Here is a 22,257-nt window from a genome sequence, read left to right on the forward strand (position 1 = left end):
CGCCAGGCCCAGGATGCAGAGCCAGGCCACCAGCGCAAACACCGCGAAAGCGCCCAGGAAGCCGCCCGCCACCACCGCGCCCAACTTGGCGTCGCCGGCGAACCACCAGATCAGCAGGGCAAAACCCGTCGCGCCCAGAACATAGCCCAGGGCGCTGCGTGCGCTGAGCGTGTCGGCGTCGCGCCGCAGCACCCGGGCCGGCGGCACGTGGCGCAGCTGGGCCAGCGCTGGCAAGGCGAAGCCCAGCAACAGCAGCAGGCCGGTCAGCAGCCCCTGCAAGGCCGGTATGGCCGATGGCGCGGGCAAGGTGGTATCGATGAGCGAGCCCAGCAGCATCACCAGCACCTGGTGCACCGCGTAGCCCAGCAGGCAGCCGGCGGCCGACGAGAACAAGCCGACCAGGGTGAACTCCAGCGTCAGCATGCGCGACACCTGCGACTGTACCGCCCCCAGGCAGCGCATGACCGCAATGCCGTCGCGGTGGCGCGTCATGTAGCGGCCGGCCGCCAGGGCCACGGCCACCGCCGAAATCAGCACCGCCAGCAGCGCCACCAGCGACAGGAAGCGCTGCGCCCGGTCCAGCGTGCGGCGCACTTCCGGACGGCCGGACTCCAGCGTGGCGACCTTCTGGCCGCGCTTCAGGTTCTGCTTGAGCCAGGACGAGTAGCCGGCCACGGCGTCGGGCTGGCCCGCGACCAGCATGGCATAGCCGATGCGGCTGCCCGGCGCGATCAGGCCGGTGGCGGGCAGATCGCTGGCGCGCAGCAGCACCCTCGGCGCCACGTTGACGAACTGCATGCCGCGGTCCGGCTCATAGGTGATTACGCGGTCCACGCGCAGGTGGGCGTCACCCACGTTCAGCCTGTCGCCCACCTTCAGGTTCAGCAGGGACAGCAATTGCGCGTCCACCCAGACCGCGCCCTCGGGCGGGACGTCGCGGGTCGCGGCGTCCGGCTCGAACGGCGCGCCGGCCACGCGCAAGGCGCCGCGCAGCGGATAGCCGGGCTCGACGGCCTTCAGCGCGGCCAGTTGGGCGCCGTTGCCAGCGCCCACCATGGAGGGGAACTGCCAGGTGCTGGATACGGCCAGGCCGCGCTCCCGGGCCTGGTCCATGAAGGCCGCGGGCACCGGCTCGTCGGCATCCAGCACCAGGTCGGCGCCCAGCATCTGCCCCGCGTCGCGCTCCAGCGCCCGGCCAACCCGGTCCGCCAGGAAGCCGACGCTGGTCACCGCGGCCACCGCCACGACCAGCGCCAACACCAGCAGCCGCAGCTCTCCAGCACGGGCGTCACGCATCATCATCCTGGCGCCCTGGCGCAGGGTGGACCAAAAACCTGGGCGCCTGGCCCGTGACGTATCAGGGAAATCCATCATTCCACAATGTTAACCAACGGCCTAGATCGGGGCCGAATCCCGATATCATCCCGGGGCGGGAGGCAAAGCCACCCATAAGATACCCAAAACCTGGAGAAGACTATGCGCAAATCCTGGCTAGCCGCCACGATTCTGGCCGCCTGCGCGGCCACAACCTCGCTGCCCGCCGCGGCGCAGAACACCCTGAAAATGGCCTATGCCCTGTCCACGTCGTCGCACTACGGCGCGGGCGCCGACGCGCTGGCCAAGTCCATCGAAGCCTCCACCGGCGGTAAATACAAGGTACAGCAATTCGCCAACAGCGCGCTGGGCGGCGAACGCGAAGTGATCGAAGGTCTGCAGATCGGCACCATCGACCTGGCCATCGTGTCCACCGGCGCGACCCTGAACTTCGTGCCCGAAACCGGCGTTTTTGACATTCCCTTCCTGCTGCGCGACCTGCCGCACGCCCGCAACGTGCTGGACAGCAAGATCGGACAAGATATGCTGGCAAAGTTCCCCAGCCGCGGCATCATCGCCCTGGCCTGGGGCGAACAGGGCTTCCGCCACCTGACCAACAACGTCCGCCCGGTCAAGACCCCGGCCGACGCCAAGGGCCTGAAGATCCGCACCACGGAAAACCCGATCCACATCACGGCCTTCCGCCAGATCGGCATCCTGCCCACGCCCATGGCCTGGCCTGAAGTCGCCACCGCCCTGCAGCAAGGCACCATCGACGGCCAGGAAAACCCGCTGTCGGTGATCACCTCGGCCAAGCTGTCGCAAATGCAGAAGTACCTGTCGCTGACCGGCCACGTCTATGGCCCGGCCCTGGTGCTGATGTCGGCCAACGTGTACGACGGCCTGTCGGCCGCGGACAAGGCCAACTTCGACAAGGCCGGCAAGGAATCCGCCCTGGCCATGCGCGCCTACGTGGACAACATCGAGAAGACCGGCGTCGAGCAGCTGAAGAAGGAAGGCATGCAGGTGTCCGAAGTGGACCGCGCCGCCTTCGCCGCCGCCGTCGAGCCGGCCTACCCCGAGTACTACAAGAAGTTCGACAAGAAGCTGATCGACTCGATCCGCGACACCAAGTAAGCAGGGCCCGCCCCGACCCGGGGCGCATCGCCCTTGGCGGCGGGATCCCGGTCCCGCCGCTTTTGTTCCCATCCTTTGCGTACCACGCCAACAGGATTCATCATGCGTTTGCTCTGCGCCTTCGACCGGGGCCTGTTCAAAGTCGTCTCGGTCTTCGCCCAATTGCTGCTGGTGGCCGCCGCGGCCGCCGCCTTCTACCAAGTCATCGCGCGTTTCGTGCTGCATTCCCCCGCCGACTGGAGCGAGGTGCTGACCCGCGCCCTCCTGATCTGGACCGTGCTGTTGGGCGTGGCGCTGGCCTTCCGCCACGGCGCCATGATCAGCGTGGAGCTGCTGCGCAATCTGTTGGGCGGCACCCGCCGCCGCGTGCTTGAAGCCGTCATTGGCCTGATATGCGCCGGCTTCCTTGGCTTCCTGGCCTGGATCGGCGGCAACATGACCTATCGCGTGCGCTTCCAGACCGTGCCCAGCCTGGATATTTCGATTTCCTGGATCTACCTGGCCATCCCCGTGGGCGCCACCCTGGCCGCCATCGCCGTGCTGGCCCGCTGGTGCGCCGGCGAAGAAGACGACGTGCCCGTGCGCAACGACGCGCAAGGCTGAGCCGCCCCCATCGAACATACGCAGCAGATATCGCCATGTCCCAATTAATGATTGTCTCGATGCTGATTTTCTTCGGGCTGTCCGTGCCGGTCGCCGTGTCGATCGGCCTGGCCAGCCTGGCGGGAGTCGGCGCCGCCGGCCTGCCCTGGGTGGTGGTAGCCCAGCAGCTGTTCGCCGCGCTGGACAAGTACCCGCTGGTCGCCATCCCCTTTTTCATCCTGGCCGGCAACCTGATGGAAGCCGGCGGTATCTCCGAACGCATGGTGGAGTTCGCCAAGAGCGTGGTGGGCGGCATCCAGGGCGGCCTGGCCTGCACCTGCGTGCTGACCTGCATGATCTTCGCCGCCGTGGCCGGCTCCAGCGTGGCCACCACCTTCGCGGTGGGCGCGATCCTGATTCCCGCCATGATCCGGCACGGCTACCCCGCACCCTTCGCCGCCTCATTGCAGGCCAGCGCGGCGGAACTGGGCGTGATCATCCCGCCGTCCATCCCGATGATCCTGTTCGCGGTGTCCACCGACACGTCGACCGGCGAACTGTTCATCGCCGGCGTCATGCCTGGCATCCTGATCGGCGTGGCGCTGATGTTCTACGTCTGGTTCTACGCCAAGCGCAACAACCTGGGCAAGCGCGACGGCGAAGGCCGCCTGCCGCTGTGGCCGGCGTTCAAGAACGCCTGGCTGGCGCTGCTGATGCCGGTCATCATCCTGGGCGGGATCTACGGCGGGGTGTTCACGCCGACCGAAGCCTCGGTGGTGGCCGTGATGTACGCGGTGGTGGTGGGCAAGTTCATCTATCGCCGCCTGAGCTTCAAGCAGCTGTCCGCCACGCTGCACAAATCGGTGGTGTCGACGGCCGTGATCATGTTCGTGATCGCCAACGCCGGCATCTTCAGCTTCCTGCTCAACCGCGCGGGCATCCCGGACGCGCTGGGCGTGTGGCTGGCGCAGATCTTCGACACCAAGCTCACCTTCCTGATGGGCGTGAACGCGGCGCTGTTCCTGATCGGCATGTTCATCGAGACCTCTGCGTCGATCGTGGTGCTGGCTCCCTTGCTGCTGCCGGTGGCGCTGAAGTTCGGCGTGGAACCGGTGCACTTCGGCATCATCATGGTTGTGAACCTGGCCCTCGGGATGATTACGCCGCCGTTCGGGGTGAACCTTTTCGCGGCCTGCGCGGTGGCTAAGTTGCCGTTGGAGAGGTTGATCAAGCCGTTGATTCCGTTTGTTGGGGTGGTGATTGTTTGCCTGATGATCATTACTTATTGGCCGGGGTTGTCGCTTGGTTTGCGGGATCTGGTCTACGCGAAGTAGCGTCTGTTTGCAGGTTCTGTAGTCGTGGCGAGTGGCTTGGCTTCTTCGTAGGCCGCTCGCCGGCGCGGGCGCCCGAGGGGCGAGCGCCCACGATTGCGGTCCGGAGCGTTCGCTCCGGACTTGCCTCGGCGGCCCCCCCCATCCTCATCCTCGTCCTCGCCTTCGGCGACTCCTTCGGATTCCGTCGGGCGCATCGAGGTTGCTCGCCCCTCGGGCGCCCGCGCCGGCGAGCTACCGAATTCTTGGCCTGTTGCGCTGCTAGATCTGTGGTTGGTGGCGATTCTTGCGTCGCCCGCTGCTTGCGGCCGCGCGGGCGGCCGCAAGCAGCATACGTGTTGGTGGTCGTCGTGCCGTGTGCGCTTGCGCGAATGCGGAGAGTTGCTTGCTAGTGACTCCGGCATCTGGGGGTGTGGGCGGTGATGGGTGGCGCGCGGCGGGCAGCCGCTTGCGCATCCAGATCTGTTCGCGCGCGCCACCCATCCAGCGGTGGAGTTGAAATGACGATGTTGGCGCGAGTGTCTATTGGTATTTGAAATCAGCCACCAACAGCGCGCAGCGCCCTCACAAATCGCAAGACACCGCGTAAGCCCCACGAGGCCGCCCGGGCGGCCGGCATGGGGCGGGCCCCGCAAGACCCGCCCTCCCACCACTGATCGTGGAAAAAATGCCAAGAACTCTGTCCGCCCCCGCTGACTTCAAGTTTCAAACGCTGGAGCCAGCCGCGCCGTGGGCCTGGGGCGAGCGGGGCGTCGATAAGCCCGAGGGAATCTGAAGGGAAGGCCGAAGGCCTGGACGAAGATGACGACGGGGCAGTCCGGAGCGAACGCTCCGGACCGCAATCGTTGCCCCGCTCGCCCCAGGCCCACGGCGCGGCTGGCGTCTTAAGAACCAACGCCGCCCAGCCATAGCTTCAAGCAGCCTGAACCACATCCCAAGTCACTGCATGACACCGCAACTGACGTCCGCCAACACTGGCAACCACCGGAGCCTCCACCCTGCACTGTTCCCGAGCCATCGAACACCGAGGATGAAACGTGCACCCCGACGGCGGCACAATAGGATTAGGCACCTCGCCCCCCATCGGCTCCCGATCCCGCCGCGGATCATCCAGGTCCGGAATCGTATCCAGCAGCATCCGCGTATACGGATGAGCAGGCGCTTCGAACAACTGATCCGCGGGCGCCTGCTCCACAATGCGCCCCAGGTACATCACCGCCACGCTATCCGACACGTGCCTCACCACCGACAGGTTGTGGCTGATGAAGACGTACGTCAGCCCGAACTCCTTCTGCAGGTCTCCCATCAGATTCAGGATCTGCGCCTGCACCGACACGTCCAGCGCCGAAGTCGGCTCGTCGCACACCAGGAACTCCGCCTCCGTCGCCAGCGCCCGCGCGATCGAGATGCGCTGGCGCTGGCCGCCGGAGAACTCGTGCGGAAAGCGGCCGGCGTCGCTGGCGGACAGGCCTACCAGTTCCAACAGCTCGTCCACCCGTCGCCGCGTCTCGGCCGGCGTGGCGCGCAGGCCCAGCGTAGTGATCGGCTCGGCCACGATATTGCCCACCCGCCAGCGCGGATTCAGGCTGGCGTAGGGGTCCTGGAAAATCATCTGCGGATGCAGCGCCCCGCCCTTGCGATTCTGCCCATACCGCAGCGTCCCGCGCGTCGGCGCCACCAGCCCCACCAGCAGCTTGGCCAGCGTCGACTTGCCGCAGCCCGATTCGCCCACGATGCTCAGCGTCGTGCCGCGCGGCACCGACAGCGATACCCCGTCCACCGCCTTCAACGTCTGTTCGGGCTGGCGCGACAGCGTGCGCTCCAGCCAGGGCGGCGACACATCGAACCAACAGGCCAGGTCTTCGGCCCGCAACAGCACATCATCGTTACGCGGCATGGGCGACTCCTCCTTGATGCAGCCAGCAGGCGCTGACGGTGGCGCCGGCCGGCGATGGGGCCAGCGGCGGGCGCTGCTGGCCGCAGCGCGGTCCGGCCATTGCGCAGCGCGGGTGGAACGCGCAGCCGTCCGGCATGGCGTGCAGCCGCGGCATGGCGCCGTCGATCTGGTTCAACCGGGCCGCGCGCTGGCGCAGGCCGGGAATCGCGTTCATCAGGCCCTGCGTGTAGGGATGGCCAGGCCGGCGCAACACGTCCAGCACCGGTCCGATCTCGACGATGCGGCCCGCGTACATCACCGCCACGCGGTCGGCGGTTTCAGCGATTACGCCCATGTCGTGCGTCACCAGCAGCACTGAGGTGCCTTGTTCGCGGCACAGGCGGCGCAGCAGCGCCGTGATCTGCGCCTGCACCGACACGTCCAGCGCCGTGGTCGGCTCGTCGGCGATGATGAGCGCCGGCCGGGCCGCCAGGGCCAGTGCGATCACCACGCGCTGGCGCATGCCGCCCGAGAACTGGTGCGGATAGTGGTCGATGCGCTTGTCCGCCGCCGGGATGCCCACGGCCAGCAACAGCTCCAGCGCCCGCTGGCGCGCCGCCTGCGCCGTCACCTTGTCATGGTGGCGGATCGTCTCGACCAGTTGGTCGCCCACGCTGAACAGTGGATGCAGGCTGGTCAGCGGATCCTGGAAGATCGCGCCGATCTCCTTGCCGCGCAGGCGCTGGCGCGCCTTGGGCGGCAGGTTGTCGATACGCCGGCCCGCCAGATGGATCTCGCCGCCGCCCAGCCGGCCGGGCGGTTCCAGCAAGCCGATCACCGCCATGCCGGTCAGCGACTTGCCGGCGCCGGATTCACCCACCATGCCCAGGATCTCGCCTGGGTGGATATCGAAACTGATGTCGCGCGTGGCGACCAGGACGCCGTGGCGCGTCGGAAATTCCACCGACAGGCCGCGCACGGACAGGGTCGGCGCGGTGCTGGCCGCGGCCGGCGGCCGTGCGGTATTGGGAACGATGGCCATCATGACGGGCTCCTTGCGGGACGCGGATAGCTGGAGGAGAAAATCTGCTCGGCCGGCGGATGGCCCCAGGTGCGGTCGGGGTAACGAGCCACCAGCCCGTCGAACTGCGTCTGCGCCTGCTCCTGTGCCAGGCGCGCGTCGAAGCCGGGAATCCGGCCGTCCACCATGACGAAGCGGCCGTCGATCACGACCTGCGACACGTCGCGGCCACTGCCGCTCACCATCAAGGTCTGTATCGGATCGATCAACTGGCCGTTGCGGTCGTGCGAAAAATCGAACACCACGATGTCGGCCTTGGCGCCCACGGCCAGCCGGCCCAGGTCCGGCCGTCCCAGCGCGTCCGCGCCGCCGAGCGTGGCGGCGTCGTAGTAGTCCTCGGAGCGGACCGCTTCGGTCGAGCCGTCTGCCACGCGGCACAGCATCATCCCCACCTGCATGTTCAACACCATGTCGGGCGGCCAGGTGTCCGTGCCCATGCCGATGTTCACGCCCAGCTTGCGATAGCGCGCGAACGATTCCAGCGTGGCGCCGTGGCGGCCCGACACCAGCGGGCAATGCACGATGCTGGCGCCGGCGTCACGGATGATCTCCAGGTCGCGCCCGGGCCGCTCGATATGGCGCGAGCCCGACACGTATGTGCCATGCGGCAGCAAGGCGCGCTCCGACAGGAAGTCCAGGCTTTGCAGCCATTCCGGCGGGCTCATGCCGTGCTGCTCCAGCACCAGCTCGTACTCCAGGCGCGACTGGCAGCAATGCAGCCGGATCGGCATGTGCCGCTCGCGAGCCGCGGCGGCGGAAGCGCGCAGCAAAGCCGGCGTGCAGGTCTCGATGCGGTCGGGCGACAGCATGGCGCGCACGCGGCCGTTGTGGCGGCCTTCGATCTCGTCGCAGAAAGCCAGCGCGTCGGCCAGGCCCGCCATGCCGCGCGCCTCGTCGTAGTGGCAGCGGATCTTGCCGCCCGCGTCCACATAGGTATGGCCGCTGCGATAGGCCGGCCCCAGGTAGACGCGCAGGCCCAGCTCGCCGGCCGCGTTGGCGGCCGACAGGAACTCGTCGCGGGTCTCGCCCCATACCCGGTAGAACAGCGATGCGATCGGCAGCGCGGTCGTGATGCCGTTGCGTATCAGCTGGGCAAAGGCATAGCGCTTCTGGAACGCCAGTTCGGCCGCCGTGTACATCTCGTACGGCCCCTGCTTCATATAGGTATCGGGCCAGATGCGGCCCTTCTTCCAGGCGGGCGAGTTGTCGAATCCCAGGATGGTCGTGTCCAGGTCGGACAACGCGTCCAGGTCGACGAAGCCCGGGCCGATCAGGGCCCGGCCGTAGTCGCGGCGCTGCGCCACCGGCCCCGGATAGCGGTGGCCGACGTAGACGATGCGATCGCCCTCGAACACCACCTCGCCGTTCTCGTACAGGCAATGGCGGCCATTCTCATGGCCCACCACCCAGCGGGCGGTCAGCAGGATGGGACCTTGCGGCGCGCTCATCACGGCGCCTCCGCCAGCGCACGGCCGTCGCGCGCAACCACTCGCCCGCCCTTGACGACCAGCTTGCGCAACGGGCGCGAGACAATGGCTTCGGCCACCGTCTCCGCGTCCACCAGCACGAAGTCTGCGCGGCAACCCGGCGCAAGACCGTAGTCGGACAGGCCCATGACGCGCGCATTGCCATAGGTGGCCACGTGCAGCGCCAGATCCAGCTCGTCGTCGCGGCGGAAGTTGTTGCGCAACCCCACCAACATGGTCCGCTCCAACATGTCGGGCTTGCCGTAGGGGCCCCAGGTATCGCGCATGCCGTCGTTGCCCGTGCAGACGGTGACGCCGGCCGCGTGCAGCTTCGCCACGCTAGGCACCGGCCGCGAGGCCGAACCCGTGGTCATGATGTGCACGCCCGCCTTCAGCAAGCCTTCCGTCAAGGCCTGCACCGCCTGCGCGTCAGGCATGCCCAGACAGAAGGAATGCGACAGCGTGACCTTGCCCTGCATGCCCAGCGCCAGCACCCGGTCTATGGTCATCTGCATCGAGAACGCACCCAATTCGCCGGCCTCGTGCAGATGGATGTCGATGGGCTTGCCGTGCTTCTCGGCCAGGCCGAAGATCGCATCCAGATGGCCCTTGGGGTCGCGGTCCATGCCGGCCGGGTCCAGCCCGCCCACCACTTCCGCGCCCATGCGCAAGGCCTCGTCCATCAGTTCCAGCGTGCCGGGCCGGATCAACAGCCCGCTCTGCGGAAACGCGACGATCTCCACGTCGATCTGGTCGCGGTACTGTTCGCGCGCGCGCATCACGCCTTCAATCGCCCCCAGTCCGATGTCCGTGTCCACGTCCACATGGCTGCGGATGTGGCTGGTACCATCGCCGATCGACATCACCAACTGGCGGGCCGACTGGCGGTACGGATCGATGCCCAGGCGCTTCTTCTCGGCGCGCTCGTTCTCGATCTTGTCGATCAACCGCGGGCCAACCTCGTTGCGGTACCAGGGCATGCCGTACATGGTCTTGTCCAGGTGCGCATGGGCATCGATCAGGCCCGGCAGCATCAACGCGCCGCCTCCGTCCACCACCTCCACGCCGGAGGGTGCCTGTCCGCCCAGCGCCTGGATGCGGCCGTCGCGCACCAGCACCGAGGTCATCTCGCCGCCCGCCGGGCGGACTTGGGTATACAGCGTTGCGTTTTCCATGGTTCTACTCTTGTCGGTTTGCGTTCAGCGCAAGCGAGGGTTCAGGGCATCGCGCAGCCAGTCGCCCAGCAGGTTCACCACCAGCACGATCAGGCTCAGGTACAGCGCCGGAAACACCACCACCCACCACTGCCCGGAAAACAGGAACTGGTTGCCCAGCCGGATCAGCGTGCCCAGCGACGGCTCGGTGGGCGGCATGCCCACGCCCAGGAAGCTGAGCGTGGCCTCGATCAGGATCGCCAGGCCCAGGTTCAGGGTGGCCGTCACCATGACCGGCGTCAGCGTGTTGGGCAGGATGTGCGTCAGCATGATGCGCAGCGAACTCACCCGGATCAGGCGGGCCGCCTGCACGTATTCCTTGCCGCGCTCCACCAGCGCCGAGGCCCGCACGGTCCGGGCGTACTGCACCCAGTTGGTCATGGAGATGGCCAGAATCAGGATTACCGCCGACAGGGTTTCGCGCATGCCAGGCGGCAGCAGCTGGCGGAACACCGCCGTCACCAGGATCGCGACCAGGATGGTCGGGATGCTCAGCAGCGTGTCGCCCAGGCGCATCAGCGCATTGTCGACCCAGCCGCCGAAATAGCCCGCTGCCAGCCCCACCAGCAGGCCGATGGCCAGCGACAGCACCACCGTGGCCAGCCCGATCACCAGCGACATGCGCGAACCGTAAAGGATGGCGGACCAGACATCGCGGCCCTGCGTGTCCGTGCCCAACAGGAACTGCGGATCCGAGCCGGCCTCCCAGACCGGCGGCAGCTCCGCGTTCAGCAGGTCCAGCTGCGCCAGGTCGTAGGGATTCTGCGGCGCGATCCAGGGCGCGAACACCGCCAGCAGCACCACCGCCAGCAGCACGATGCCCGCGCCCATGGCCACGTAGTCCTGCCGCAGGCTCCACCACAGATCGCTGCGCAGGAAGCGGGCAAACCAGCCCTGCTCCTGCCCCGTTGCGGAAAATGGCTTAATGAGCATTGGCGCCTCCCTTGACGTGCTGGCTGCGCAGGCGCGGATCCACCACGCCGTACATCATGTCCACCAGCGTGTTCAGCGCCACGAAGATGAAGGACACGATCACCAGATAGGCGGCCATGACGGGGATATCCACGAACATGACCGATTGAATGAACAGCAAGCCCATGCCGGGCCACTGGAAGACCGTTTCGGTGATCAGCGCGAAGGCGATCAGGTTGCCGATCTGCATGCCGGTCACGGTGATCACCGGCATCAGACAGTTGCGCAGGGCCAGCCGGAAATGCACCACGCGGTCGGGCAGGCCGCGCGCGCGGGCGAACTTGATGAACTCGGTGCGCAGCGTCTCCAGCATTTCGGCCCGCACCAGGCGCATGATCAGCGTGATCTGGAACAGCGCCAGCGTGATGGACGGCAGCACCAGCGCGGCGCGCCCCGAGGGCGTGAGCAGGCCGGTGGTCCACCAGCCGATCTTCACCGTGTCGCCGCGCCCGAAGCCCGGCAGCCAGCCCAGCTGCACCGAGAAGATCAGGATCAGCATGATCCCCACCACGAAGCTGGGCAGCGAGATGCCCAGAATGGAAACGAACTGCAGCGCCTGCGCCAGACGCGACTTGCGATAGATGGCGGTCAGCACGCCCAACGGCACGCCGATGACGAGCGACAGCAAAGTCGCCATCAGGACCAGCTCGAACGTGGCCGGAAAGCGTTCGGCCACCAGCGCGAACACGTCCTGCTGGTTGCGGTAGGAAATGCCGAACTCGCCCTGCGCCGCGTTGGTGACGAAGTGCACGAACTGCATGCCCACCGAGGCGTTCAGGCCCAGGCGTTCACGCAATTCGTCGCGTTGCGTCTGCGAGGCCTGCTCGTTGAGCATCATGTCGACGGGGTCGCCGACGAACCGGAAAATCACGAAGGCCAGCAGCGCCACCGCCAGCATCACGCCGACCGCGTTGAAGACCCTTCTTACTATGAACGCCAGCATATGCAGCTCCCCTTCAGACCGTTGTCATTCGCAGGACCGCCGGCGGGCGGCGGTCCGCGGCGTCACTGCATGCGCACGGTCCACAGGCGCGCCTTGTTGTCCGGCATCTGCAGCACCTCGCCCACGTTCTTGCCCACGGCCCACGCCATCGGCTGCTGATGCAGCGGCAGGAAGCGCACGTCGTCATGCAGCGTCTGCAGCACGTCGGCCATCATCTGCACCCGCTTGGGGCGGTCCATTTCAGCGGCAGCCGCGTCGATTCTCGCGTCCAGCGCCGCGTCGCCCCACTGGCCCCAATTGAAGACGCCGGCCGGGCCGCTGCGGCTATGCATCACCTGCAGCAGGATGGACAACGCGTCGATCTGGGGCTCGTTGGCCCAACCGTGGATGGTGATGTCGAACTCGCCGCGCGAGCGCTTGGGGTTCTGCAAGGAGCGCGGGCCGCTGGCCAGCGAGGCCTTCACGCCGATGCGCGCCCACATCGAGGCGGCGGCCTGACAGATCTCCTCCTCGTTGACGAACATGTCGTTCGAGCACAGCAGCGACAGCGTGAATCCGTCCGGATAGCCGGCCTCCGCCAACAGTTTCTTGGCGCGCGCGGCGTCGAACGGCAGGCGTTCCTCCTGCTTGGGCTCGTAGCCCGGGATGGACGGCGCCACCAGCGCGCCGGTGGTGCGCGACAGGCCGCGCATCACGCGCTTCTGGATCAAATCCGGCGACAGCGCCATGTACAGCGCCTGGCGCACTTTCAGATCCTTCAGCGGATTCTTGTCGGTGACATTGGAGCCGACCAGCTTGTCGCCCAGGTTGAAGCCGAAGTACAGGGTGCGCAGCTCGGTCGAGGCCAACACCTTGACGTTGGACGCCGCGCGCAAGCGGTCCAGATCCTGCAGCGGCGCGTTCTCGGTGAAGTTGATGTCACCCGACAGCAGCGCCGCCACCCGGGTGGGCGCGGAAGCGATCGGCGTGAATTCGATGCGATCCAGATTGTGGCGCGGCTTATCCCACCAGCCGGGGTTGACCACCAGCACGGTGCGCGTGTCCGGGCGGTACGACTCCACCTTGAAGGGACCCGTGCCGTTGGCGTTGTGGGTGGCGTAGCCTTCGATCTTCTTGGCGGCGTCGGTGGGCTTCTGACTGTTGTTGTCCACCAGCCACTGGCGGTTGAAGATGAAGATATTGGTCAGGTCGTTGAGCATCAGCGGATACGGATGCGTCATTTCGATCTCAACCGTGTAGTCGTCCACCTTGCGCACCGCCTTGAAGGCCGGCAGATTGCCCTTCAAGGGCGAGGCCTCGTCCGAAACGCGGGTCATCGACGCCACCACGTCATCCGCCGAGAACGGCGCCCCGTTGTGGAACTTCACGCCTTTACGCAAATGGAAGCGCAGCACCGTGGGTGATGGGGTCTCCCACGATTCCGCCAGAGCGGGCGTGATGTTGAACTTGTCGTCATAGCGGATCAGCGCTTCGTACACATGGTTCAGGAACGCCAGGTTGAAGGTGCTGCCGTAGGAATACGGATCCAGCGAATCCAGGTCCCTCGCCGCGCCCCACTTCAGCGTGTTGGCGGCGCTGGCCCCCGTCATGGCCGACAGCGCGATCACGGCGCCCGCGGTCCACTTGAGCAAAGTCTTCATGGCTGCAACTCTCCCTTGTGTATCGGTCTGAACTCGCCGGGGTCGTGCCCGGCGCGGTGGGTAAGGCAAAGAGACTAGGAATGCGCGCCCGGGCGAATGAGCGACAGCCGCTGCGCGCGTTCCAGGGACGCCAGCGCCAGCGCCTGGGCCAGCGCGGCGCGGTACGAATCGATGATGGGCACGGCCGGCAGGCGCGGCAGGCTGGGCAGGTAGCCCGCCAGCGCGGCGCCGGCCACGATCACGACGTCCGCGCCCTGCGCCACGGCCGCGTCCAGCGCCCGGCTGACATGCAACGCCGACTCGGTGGAACGCGAGACGTAGTCCAGGGCATTGCCCGGCAGCGCCAGGATGGCCGCGCAGCGGGACTCCAGCCCCAGCTGGCGGATCTGTTCACGCAGCATGCCGGGCCAGCGCTGCCCCACCGTCACGATGGCGTAGCGGTCGCCGCGCTGCATGGCGCTCATGATGGAGGCCTCGGCCATGCCCACCACGGGTACGTCCAGGCGTTCGCGCACCGCGCCTATGCCGGGTTCGCCGAAACAGGCCAGCAGGCAGGCGTCGAATCCGCCGTCAGGCTCCTGCCCCGCCGCCCGCTCCACGATGTCCAGCACGGCATGCGCGGCGATGGCCGCTTCCGCGCGGCTGGCGATATAGGCGGGGCCGAAAGCCGCGGTGACGGCATGGATGCGGACCGTGTCCCCGTAAAAGGCCTCGGCCTGGCTGGCCAGGCTGGTCGTCAGCGCTGACGTGGTGTTGCCGTTGACCACCAGCAGGCGATAAGGCGAGGGATGGGACAGCACGGTTGCGGCGGCCTGGGGTACAGCGGACATGGATCAGCCTTTGTTTATTTGTATACAAACAAAAAGGTTGTTTTCGGACAATCCAGATTGTTTTGTATAAAAATTTGTATACGATTTATGTCGCCAATGTACTCCGCACAATCTGGCCAGCAAGCTATCGCTAACCCTTAGCCTGGGGTGTAGTATGCTTTCCAGCACTGAGAAAAACGCGCGCCGGCAGCGCCTGCCGGACCATTCCAACACCTTGAAAGCGCGCAGGCATAGGAGCCAATAAGAAGATGAAGTCCCTCGCGCCGCCGGCCAACGAGCCCGCCAAGAAAGACATCAGTCGCAATGAAATCGTATACAAAAACTTGCGCAGAGCCATCATCGAGCAGGCTCTGCTGCCCGGCGACAAGCTGCCCGAGGACATCATCGGCGAGCGTTTCGGCGTCAGCCGGACCATCGTCCGCAGCGTCCTGACGCGCCTGTTCAGCGAAGGGCTGGTGGATTTGCGGCCGAACCGCGGCGCGGCGGTGGCCCGCCCCAGCCTGGAAGAGGCGCACGATATCTTCGAGGCGCGCCGCTGCCTGGAGCGCGACGTGACGCGCCGGCTGCTGCAGCACATCACCGAGGCGGGGCTGACGCGGCTGGAGCAGCACGTGGCGCAGGAAGAAGAAGCCCGCAAGCGCAACAGCACCAACGAGTCGATCCGGCTGTCAGGCGAATTCCATATCCTGATGGCCGAGCTGTCGGGCAATGCGGTGTACGCGCGCTACGTGAATGAAATCGTGTCGCGCTGCTCGCTGATCCTGGCGCTTTATGGCCGGCCGCATTCGAGCGAATGCGCGGTCAGCGAACACATGGAGATCGTGGCGGGCCTGCGCGCGCGCGACGAAAAGCACGTGCTGCACCTGCTGGAGCACCACCTGGAATCGGTAACCGCGCGCGCCCTCCTGACCGCGGACGGCCAGGGCGTGCGCGATATCCGCAAGATCCTGGATCGATACGGCACGTAGGAGCGTGCCCGCCCGATGGGCGTGCGACGTCCCCCCAATGAAAAAGCGCCCGGTCCGGGCGCTTTTTTGGTTTGGGCGGCTAGATTTCGCGCTCTTCCGTCTTGAGGTTGTTGTCGCGAGCGAAATCCACCACGAACTTGTACGCCAGCGGTTCCAGATCGCGCAAACGCAAATCGACCACGATCCCGCGCACGCCGTCTATCACGACGGGCAGCACATAGGGCGAATAGGTGAGGTGGTTACCGGCACAGCCGGCGGGCCGGAATTGTGCCATTACGCCGGCGAGCCGTTCCGCCCAATCGCTGGGGCGAAAGCGGCTACCGCTTTCGGTAACGCCATGAATTACGAATTGTCTGACGCGAGTTGCCATGAGTTCTTCACTACAGCGCGCCCATCACGAAAGCCGGATCTTCGGCGTGATCAAACATGCGCCCTGCGCCGCGAATTGTATATGATTGATCCTTTGCCCTCTTTCAAAAAGCGATTCGCCTGGGAAAACGGCCCGGGAAATCAGCTGCTTGGCCGGCGGGTTCCCACAGGAACTCCGGCAAAGCCCTGGCGCAATCCGCTACATCCCCAGGAGGATCCGCAATGACCTCGCCTCTGGCCAACATCTACGCCCGGCTGCCGGTATCGTTCACGCACGGCCAAGGCGTCTGGCTGTGGGATGACCAGGGCCGCAAGTACCTGGACGCGCTGGCCGGCATAGGGGTGTCCTGCCTGGGCCACGCCCATCCGAAACTGGTGGCCGCCATCAGCGAGCAGGCCGCCCGCGTCATCCATACCTCGAACATCTACGAAGTGCCGCAGCAGACCGAGCTGGCGGCGCGCCTGACGCAGCTGTCCGGCATGCAGGAAGTCGCGTTCAACAACAGCGGCTCCGAGGCCAATGAAGCTGCGATCAAGCTGGCCCGCTACTACGCCTACCAGCGCGGCAACAAGCACGCCCACATCGTCACCATGGACTCCTCCTGGCATGGCCGCACGCTGGCCACGCTGGCGGCCACCGGCAGCGAAAAGGCCCGCAAGGGCTTCGAGCCCCTGCCCTCGGGCTTCATCCAGGTGCCCTACAACAGCGTGGACGCGGTGCGCGCCGCCGGCGACGCCGAACCGCGCGTGGCCGCGGTGCTGCTGGAGGTGCTGCAAGGCGAAGGCGGCATCCGTCCCTCCGACATTGCCTACCTGCAGGAAGTGCGCCGACTGTGCACCGAGCGCGGCTGGCTGCTGATGATCGACGAAGTCCAATCCGGCATTGGCCGCACCGGCAAATGGTTCGCCCACCAATGGGCCGGCATCGTGCCCGACGTCATGACCCTGGCCAAGGGCCTGGCCGGCGGCGTGCCCATCGGCGCCATGCTGGCCGCCGGCCCCGCCGCAGGCGTGCTCACGCCCGGCAGCCACGGCACCACCTTCGGCGGCGGACCGCTGGTCTGCGCGGCGGGGCTGGCCGTGCTGGACGCGCTGGAAGCCGAAAAGCTGCTGGACAATGCCCACAACGTCGGCAACCACCTGAAAACCGCCCTGGCCGACGCGCTGGCCGGCACCCAGGGCGTCACTGAAATCCGCGGCCGCGGCCTGATGCTGGGCATCGAGCTTGCCCGTCCCTGCGGCGTGCTGGCCCTGCGCGCCATGGAGGCCGGCCTGCTCATCAACGTCACGCGCGACCGCGTCATCCGCATGTTGCCGCCGCTGATCCTGAGCCGCGACGAAGCCGACCGCATCGTCGCGATCCTGGTTCCGCTCATCCAGGAATTCCTGGCCGAAACACCATAAAATCAACGTCCCGCCCGGGCCATGAGCCTGGCCGGGCCCCATGACCTGCGACATCACCATGACTCCTCCCACGACTCAAAACGGCCCGTTGCGGCACTTCCTGCAGTTCAAGGACTTCTCGTCCGCCGAGATCGCCTACGTGCTGGACCGCGCGCGCCTGATCAAGGACAAGTTCAAACGCTACGAACCCCACATGCCGCTGCATGACCGCACGCTGGCGATGGTGTTCGAAAAGGCCAGCACGCGCACCCGCGTGTCGTTCGAGGCCGGCATGTACCAGATGGGCGGCTCGGTCATCAACCTGACCTCCAACGATTCGCAGCTGGGCCGCTCCGAGCCCATCGAAGACACCGCGCGCGTCATCTCGCGCATGGTCGACATCGTCATGATCCGCACCTTCGAGCAGACCCGCATCGAGCGCTTCGCCTCGCACTCGCGCGTGCCCGTGATCAACGGTCTGACCAACGAATTCCACCCCTGCCAGATCCTGGCGGACATCTTCACCTACATCGAGCACCGCGGCCCCATCGCCGGCAAGACGGTGGCCTGGGTAGGCGACGCCAACAACATGGCCTACACCTGGCTGCATGCCGCCGAAATGCTGGGCTTCACGCTGCACGTGTCGACCCCGGCCGGCTACGAGCTCGAAGCCTCGCGCATCGGCACGCCGCCGGCCACCGTGCTGCGCCAGTTCAAGGACCCCATGGAAGCCTGCAAGGGCGCGCACCTGGTCACCACCGACGTCTGGACCAGCATGGGCTATGAAGCCGAAAACGAAGAGCGCCGCGCCGCCTTCGCCGACTGGTGCGTCGACGCCGAAATGATGGCCGCCGCCGACGCCGAAGCCGTGTTCATGCACTGCCTGCCCGCCCACCGCGGCGAGGAAGTCACCGGCGAAGTCATCGACGGACCGCAAAGCGTGGTCTGGGACGAAGCCGAAAACCGCCTGCACGTGCAGAAGGCGCTGATGGAGTTCCTGCTGCTGGGCCAGCTCAAGTAAGACCCCCGCACGCAAGAAAGGCCTGCGCATCTTTCGATGCGCAGGCCTTTTTTTACGGCTCGGCGAGCCTACAGGATCCGCTTGAACATGGTGCGGCGCGTATTGCGGAACGACGGCCGCACGCGGCTGCTCCAGTCGCTGGCGCGCACGGCCAGCCAGGGCGGGCTGCCGAAGGTCTCGCGCGTGTGCAGGTCGTAGCACGCCAGGTAACGCGGCGACTCGTCGCGGCATTCATAGCGCATGGCGCGCACGGTGCCGGGCACGGACGCCAGACCGGGCAGGTGCTCCTGGTCGTACCAGGCGTTCAGGTCGGCCTCCGCCTCGGGCAGCACATCGGTTTCGACGATGTAGTGCCAGGGCGCGTCCTGCCCTGCCGAGGCGCCGGCCAGGTCCAGCGTCAGGTGCAGCACGCGGCTGCGGGCGCCCGGGAAGCTCTCGGCCAGGCGAGCCTGGACTTCCGGCAAGCCGCCGGCCGGTCCGCGCAGATAGACATAGGTTTCGTCCTCGTCCAGCGCCGCGTACGCAACGGCCCGCAGGCCTTCCAACCCTTGGGTCAACGTCCGGGCCAGATCGCGGGCACGCGGCTCGTCGAAGCGCTCCCCCAGCGACACCAGCAATACGGTTTCCAGCATTCTTGTCTCCTGTTCAATGCCCGATGCGCAAGGCCACCAGGAAGCGCGACACCATGTTGTAGGCGCCCACGGTCGCGGCCAGCTCGACCAGTTGTGTGTCATCGTAGCGTGCGCGCAGTGGCGCGAACACCGCGTCCGGCACCTCGATGTCGCGCGTCATGGCGTCCGTCAGCGCCAGCACCTCGGCTTCGCCCTGCTCCAGGCCCTGCAGTTGCGACGGCGCCGGGCCACTGCGCAATTCGTCGACCAGCGCCGGCGGCATGCCCGCGGCCAGTGCGTGCGGCACGTGCGCATCAAACTCGTATGGCGCATTGTTCAGCGTCGCCACGCGCAGGATGATCAACTCCCGCAGGCGCGGCGGCAGCGAAGTGTTCAGACGGATCGCGGTCAGCATGGCTTCCCAGCCCTGGACCACGGCCGGGCTGTTCAGCAGCACCTGGTACAGCGGCGAGATGCGCCCTCGCGCAGCCGATATCTGCGCCTCGATCTCAGCCATCTCCGGGTGAGCGCCGGGCGTCACGAGCCCTACTCTGCATGCGTTCATCTTCACTCCGGACGGATGTTCTTGCGCTGGATCAGCGCGGTCCATTTCTCGCGATCCGACGCGATCAGGGCGGCCAGTTCCTGCGGGCTGCCGGGCGCAGCCTGGGCGCCGAACTTCTCCAGGCGGGCGCGCACGCTCTCCGTGTTCAGCGCGGCGCGCACGGCCTGGTTGAGCTTGTCTATGGTGGCCGGCGGCGTCGCGGCCGGCGCCACGATGCCGTACCAGTTGTTGGACTCCACCCCGGCAATGCCCTGCTCGGCCAGGGTCTTGACCTCGGGCAGCAGCGGATGGCGGGTCGGCGCGGCGATGCCCAGGGGCTTGAGCTTGCCGCCCTGAATATGGCCGATCAGGCCGGGCACATCACCGAAGAAGCCCGACACCTGGTTGCCCATCACATCGTTGATGACCGGGGCCGCGCCCTTGTAAGGCACGTGCATCACGTTCGCCTTGCTGGCGTCGGCGAACATTTCCAGGGTCAGGTGCGGAATGCTGCCGATGCCCGAGGAACCGATAGCCACCGACTGCGAGGCGGCTTGCGATTTCTTTACGAAGTCCGCCGCGTCGACCGCCGGATTGGACGGATTCACCACGAACACCGTGGCGTTGTTCACCACCTTGGACACCGGCGCGAAATCGCGCACGGGGTCGTACGGCAGGTCCTTGTACAGCGCCGGGCTGATGGCGACCGCGCCCACGCTGGTCAGGAACAGCACCGAGCCGTCGGCGGGCGCCTTGGCCACATAGGCCGCGGCGATATTGCCGTTGGCGCCGGCCTTGTTCTCCACGATGACCTGCTGCTTGAGCTCCTTGCCCAGTTGCTCGGCCAGCACCCGGCCCACCAGATCGACCGGCCCACCCGGCGGGAAGGCGATGATGAGGCGCACTGGCCCGTCAGCATGGGCGGAGCCCAAAGCAGCCAGGCCCAGCAGGCCGGCGGACAGTATTTTCTTGAACATGATGTCTCCTGATTGAAGGGAATTTTCTTATCGTTCGCGCGCCGCCCTATGGCCACCGCGTTTGCCGCGCCTACTCAAATCCGTACAGCCGCGCCGGGTTGTCCACCAGGATGCGCTGGCGCAAGGCCGCATCGGGACAGGCTTCGAAAAACAGGTCGACCAGCTCGCCGTCGTCCGGCATGTCGCCCGCCACGTTCGGATGCGGCCAGTCCGTGCCCCACAGGCAACGCTCGGGCAAGGCCTCGGCCAGCGCGCGCACGAAGGGCAGGCCTTCGGCGTACGGCCGCTTGCCCGACGCAATGCGGTCGATGCCCGACACCTTGACCCAGGCTTGCGGCACATTCGCCAGGCCGAGCAGCGCCTGCATCGCCGGCGACGCCAAGCCACCGCCCGCCTTCAGCCGCCCCATGTGATCGACCACGAAAGGCAGCGGCAACGCGGCCAGGCGCGGCAGCAGTTCCGGCAGCATCGCGCCGTCCAGATGCAGGCACAGATGCCAGCCCAGCGGCGCGATCAGCGCCACCACCCGGTCAAAGACCGCCGGCTCGGGCGCGCCACCCAGATGCGGCACGAAGTTGAAGCGGGCCGCGCGCACGCCGCCCTCATGCAATTGCCTGACGCCCGCCTCGGTGGCGTCAGCTCCCAGCAGCGCCACGCCGCGATAGCGGCCGCCGCTTCGGGCCAGGGCGTCCAGCAAGGCGCGGTGGTCGGAACCATGGCAATTGGCCTGCACCACCACCGCGCGCTCCACGCCCAGGCGCTCGTGCAGCGCGACCATGGCCTGGAAAGGCGCGTCCGGCGGCGTATACGAGCGGCCCTCGGCATACGGGAACACGTCGGCCGGCCCGAACACGTGGCAATGCGCGTCGCAGGCGCCCGGCGGCAAGGCGTGGCGGGGACGGGACGACAATGCAAGCGGAGGGCGGCAATCGGGCACGGGAGGTTCCTGCGTTGAAAACGTCATGGTCCCGGATTGCTCGCCGCCCAACAATGCTATATCTTTGATTTCAGATATAGATTTTCTAAATACCTGATGGACCTGAAGCAGATCGAATACTTCCTGCGGGTGGCCGAGAGGCGCAGCTTCTCGCGCGCGGCCGAAATGCTGGACGTGGCGCAGCCCACGCTCAGCCGTCAGGTCCGCCTGCTGGAACTGGAGCTCGGCCAGCACCTGCTCTATCGCAACGGGCGCGGCGCCGAGCCCACCGAGGCCGGACTGCGTTTCCTGGAACACGCCCGCGCCCTGCTGACCCTGGCCGAACGCGCCAAGGAAGACCTGCAGACCCTGCGCGAAACGCCCACCGGCAAGGTCGTGGTGGGCCTGCCGCCCCGTATCGCGCGGGTGCTGACGCCGCCGCTGGTCCAGGCTTTCCGCCGCAGCTTTCCCGAAGCCTCCATCGCCGTGGCCGAAGGCCTCAGCGCCCAGGTGCGCGAATGGCTGCTGGCCGGCCGGGTCGATCTCGCCCTGCTCTACGACCCCGCGCCCTCGCCGCAGCTAGCCTACGAATCGCTGTTCCGCGAAGACCTGGTGCTGGTGGCCGCGGCCGGACACCGGCCCGCCCTGCCCTCGCGCATCGCCGTAGCGGAACTGGGCAACTATCCACTGGTGGTGCCCAGCCTGCCCAACGCCATCCGCACCCTGGTCGAAAGCGTATGCCGCGCCCAGGGCGTGCGCCTGACCATCGCCGTCGAGGTGGATGCGGTCCAGACCATCGTCGAACTGGCCGCCCAGGGCGACGCCTACGCCATCCTGCCCCGCTCGGCCGCGCGCGGCCCTGCCGCCGAGCACGAGCTGTCGCTCTGCGACATCGTCGATCCGACAATCACCAACGACCTGGTCCTGGCCAGCGCCCGCCACCGGCCGGCCACCCGGCTGGCCGCCGCCACCGCGCTCCTGATCCGGGGGCTGGAGCTGCCGGCGCTATTCGCGCCTCCGGCCCGTCCGCGGCAAAAGAGTTAAAATAGCGTCCGTTTCTCTTGTTTGGCGGCTAGCGGCTG

The 22,257-nt window shown here is 67.0% G+C and carries 21 protein-coding genes; 7 read left to right on the plus strand and 14 right to left on the minus strand.

What is annotated here, in order from left to right:
- The coding region (locus WBB14_RS06830) for an ABC transporter permease (RefSeq protein ID WP_424239165.1) at nucleotides 1-1,374 on the minus strand (1,374 nt) is incomplete at its 3' end.
- A 102-nt stretch (nucleotides 1,375-1,476) separates the two neighbouring features.
- Here WBB14_RS06830 and WBB14_RS06835 point away from each other — a divergent pair.
- The 3 genes from WBB14_RS06835 to WBB14_RS06845 all read left to right on the plus strand — a co-directional run bounded on the left by WBB14_RS06835 (nucleotide 1,477) and on the right by WBB14_RS06845 (nucleotide 4,367).
- Nucleotides 1,477-2,451 (plus strand): TRAP transporter substrate-binding protein, encoded by a 975-nt coding sequence (locus WBB14_RS06835; protein ID WP_424239166.1) that lies wholly within the window; start codon nucleotides 1,477-1,479, stop codon nucleotides 2,449-2,451.
- 102 nt (nucleotides 2,452-2,553) lie between these two features.
- Nucleotides 2,554-3,054, plus strand: a complete 501-nt coding sequence (locus WBB14_RS06840; RefSeq protein WP_424239167.1) for a TRAP transporter small permease — start codon at nucleotides 2,554-2,556, stop codon at nucleotides 3,052-3,054.
- A 35-nt stretch (nucleotides 3,055-3,089) separates the two neighbouring features.
- Entirely contained in the window at nucleotides 3,090-4,367 is a 1,278-nt protein-coding gene (locus WBB14_RS06845) for a TRAP transporter large permease (RefSeq protein WP_424239168.1), read from the plus strand.
- A 910-nt stretch (nucleotides 4,368-5,277) separates the two neighbouring features.
- Here the strand turns inward: WBB14_RS06845 and WBB14_RS06850 are convergent.
- The 8 genes from WBB14_RS06850 to WBB14_RS06885 form a co-directional block, all read right to left on the minus strand.
- The gene (locus tag WBB14_RS06850; RefSeq protein ID WP_424239169.1) at nucleotides 5,278-6,261 is read right to left on the minus strand and encodes an ABC transporter ATP-binding protein; all 984 of its coding nucleotides are present in this window, start codon (nucleotides 6,259-6,261) and stop codon (nucleotides 5,278-5,280) included.
- Nucleotides 6,251-7,285, minus strand: a complete 1,035-nt coding sequence (locus WBB14_RS06855; protein ID WP_424239170.1) for an ABC transporter ATP-binding protein — start codon at nucleotides 7,283-7,285, stop codon at nucleotides 6,251-6,253. The genes WBB14_RS06850 and WBB14_RS06855 overlap by 11 nt, the downstream gene beginning before the upstream one ends.
- Complete coding sequence (locus tag WBB14_RS06860; RefSeq protein ID WP_424239171.1) at nucleotides 7,282-8,769, minus strand: amidohydrolase family protein; 1,488 nt, start codon at nucleotides 8,767-8,769, stop codon at nucleotides 7,282-7,284. Before WBB14_RS06860 ends, WBB14_RS06855 begins: the two co-directional genes overlap by 4 nt.
- Nucleotides 8,769-9,962, minus strand: coding sequence for an amidohydrolase family protein (locus WBB14_RS06865; protein WP_424239172.1), 1,194 nt, complete (start codon nucleotides 9,960-9,962; stop codon nucleotides 8,769-8,771). Before WBB14_RS06865 ends, WBB14_RS06860 begins: the two co-directional genes overlap by 1 nt.
- 24 nt (nucleotides 9,963-9,986) lie before the next feature.
- The gene (locus WBB14_RS06870; RefSeq protein WP_424239173.1) at nucleotides 9,987-10,934 is read right to left on the minus strand and encodes an ABC transporter permease; all 948 of its coding nucleotides are present in this window, start codon (nucleotides 10,932-10,934) and stop codon (nucleotides 9,987-9,989) included.
- Nucleotides 10,924-11,916: an ABC transporter permease gene (locus tag WBB14_RS06875; protein ID WP_424239174.1), complete on the minus strand. Its 993-nt coding sequence runs from the start codon at nucleotides 11,914-11,916 to the stop codon at nucleotides 10,924-10,926. Before WBB14_RS06875 ends, WBB14_RS06870 begins: the two co-directional genes overlap by 11 nt.
- Before the next feature lie 62 nt (nucleotides 11,917-11,978).
- Nucleotides 11,979-13,556, minus strand: coding sequence for an ABC transporter substrate-binding protein (locus tag WBB14_RS06880; RefSeq protein WP_424239175.1), 1,578 nt, complete (start codon nucleotides 13,554-13,556; stop codon nucleotides 11,979-11,981).
- 74 nt (nucleotides 13,557-13,630) lie between these two features.
- On the minus strand, nucleotides 13,631-14,386 hold the full coding sequence (locus tag WBB14_RS06885) for an aspartate/glutamate racemase family protein (protein ID WP_424239176.1): 756 nt from the start codon (nucleotides 14,384-14,386) through the stop codon (nucleotides 13,631-13,633).
- A gap of 248 nt (nucleotides 14,387-14,634) precedes the next feature.
- Here WBB14_RS06885 and WBB14_RS06890 point away from each other — a divergent pair, with 248 nt between their 5' ends.
- On the plus strand, nucleotides 14,635-15,354 hold the full coding sequence (locus WBB14_RS06890) for a GntR family transcriptional regulator (protein ID WP_424239177.1): 720 nt from the start codon (nucleotides 14,635-14,637) through the stop codon (nucleotides 15,352-15,354).
- Nucleotides 15,355-15,433: 79 nt separating this feature from the next.
- Here the strand turns inward: WBB14_RS06890 and WBB14_RS06895 are convergent, their stop codons facing one another.
- Complete coding sequence (locus WBB14_RS06895) at nucleotides 15,434-15,724, minus strand: DUF3579 domain-containing protein (protein ID WP_013392635.1); 291 nt, start codon at nucleotides 15,722-15,724, stop codon at nucleotides 15,434-15,436.
- Between the two features lie 221 nt (nucleotides 15,725-15,945).
- Here WBB14_RS06895 and WBB14_RS06900 point away from each other — a divergent pair, with 221 nt between their 5' ends.
- Both WBB14_RS06900 and argF read left to right on the plus strand, forming a co-directional pair.
- Nucleotides 15,946-17,127 carry an aspartate aminotransferase family protein gene (locus tag WBB14_RS06900; RefSeq protein WP_424239178.1) on the plus strand — a complete coding sequence of 394 codons (1,182 nt, stop codon included), beginning with the start codon at nucleotides 15,946-15,948 and terminating at the stop codon, nucleotides 17,125-17,127.
- Between the two features lie 58 nt (nucleotides 17,128-17,185).
- Nucleotides 17,186-18,127, plus strand: a complete 942-nt coding sequence (gene argF / locus WBB14_RS06905) for an ornithine carbamoyltransferase (protein ID WP_424239179.1) — start codon at nucleotides 17,186-17,188, stop codon at nucleotides 18,125-18,127.
- A gap of 68 nt (nucleotides 18,128-18,195) precedes the next feature.
- Here argF and WBB14_RS06910 read toward each other — a convergent pair whose 3' ends face one another.
- The 4 genes from WBB14_RS06910 to WBB14_RS06925 form a co-directional block, all read right to left on the minus strand.
- The gene (locus WBB14_RS06910) at nucleotides 18,196-18,759 is read right to left on the minus strand and encodes a hypothetical protein (RefSeq protein WP_424239180.1); all 564 of its coding nucleotides are present in this window, start codon (nucleotides 18,757-18,759) and stop codon (nucleotides 18,196-18,198) included.
- A gap of 13 nt (nucleotides 18,760-18,772) precedes the next feature.
- The gene (locus tag WBB14_RS06915; protein WP_424239181.1) at nucleotides 18,773-19,303 is read right to left on the minus strand and encodes a carboxymuconolactone decarboxylase family protein; all 531 of its coding nucleotides are present in this window, start codon (nucleotides 19,301-19,303) and stop codon (nucleotides 18,773-18,775) included.
- A 2-nt stretch (nucleotides 19,304-19,305) separates the two neighbouring features.
- Nucleotides 19,306-20,259: a Bug family tripartite tricarboxylate transporter substrate binding protein gene (locus tag WBB14_RS06920; protein ID WP_424239182.1), complete on the minus strand. Its 954-nt coding sequence runs from the start codon at nucleotides 20,257-20,259 to the stop codon at nucleotides 19,306-19,308.
- Between the two features lie 70 nt (nucleotides 20,260-20,329).
- Nucleotides 20,330-21,196, minus strand: a complete 867-nt coding sequence (locus WBB14_RS06925; protein ID WP_424239188.1) for an amidohydrolase family protein — start codon at nucleotides 21,194-21,196, stop codon at nucleotides 20,330-20,332.
- A gap of 96 nt (nucleotides 21,197-21,292) precedes the next feature.
- On the opposite strand from WBB14_RS06925, the gene WBB14_RS06930 reads away from it, so the two are divergent.
- A complete protein-coding gene (locus tag WBB14_RS06930; protein WP_424239183.1) occupies nucleotides 21,293-22,219 on the plus strand; it encodes a LysR family transcriptional regulator in 927 nt (308 codons plus the stop codon).
- Nucleotides 22,220-22,257: the final 38 nt, after the last annotated feature.

Origin of the sequence: Achromobacter sp. (assembly GCF_049647645.1) — a bacterium.
Lineage (GTDB): Bacteria > Pseudomonadota > Gammaproteobacteria > Burkholderiales > Burkholderiaceae_B > Achromobacter.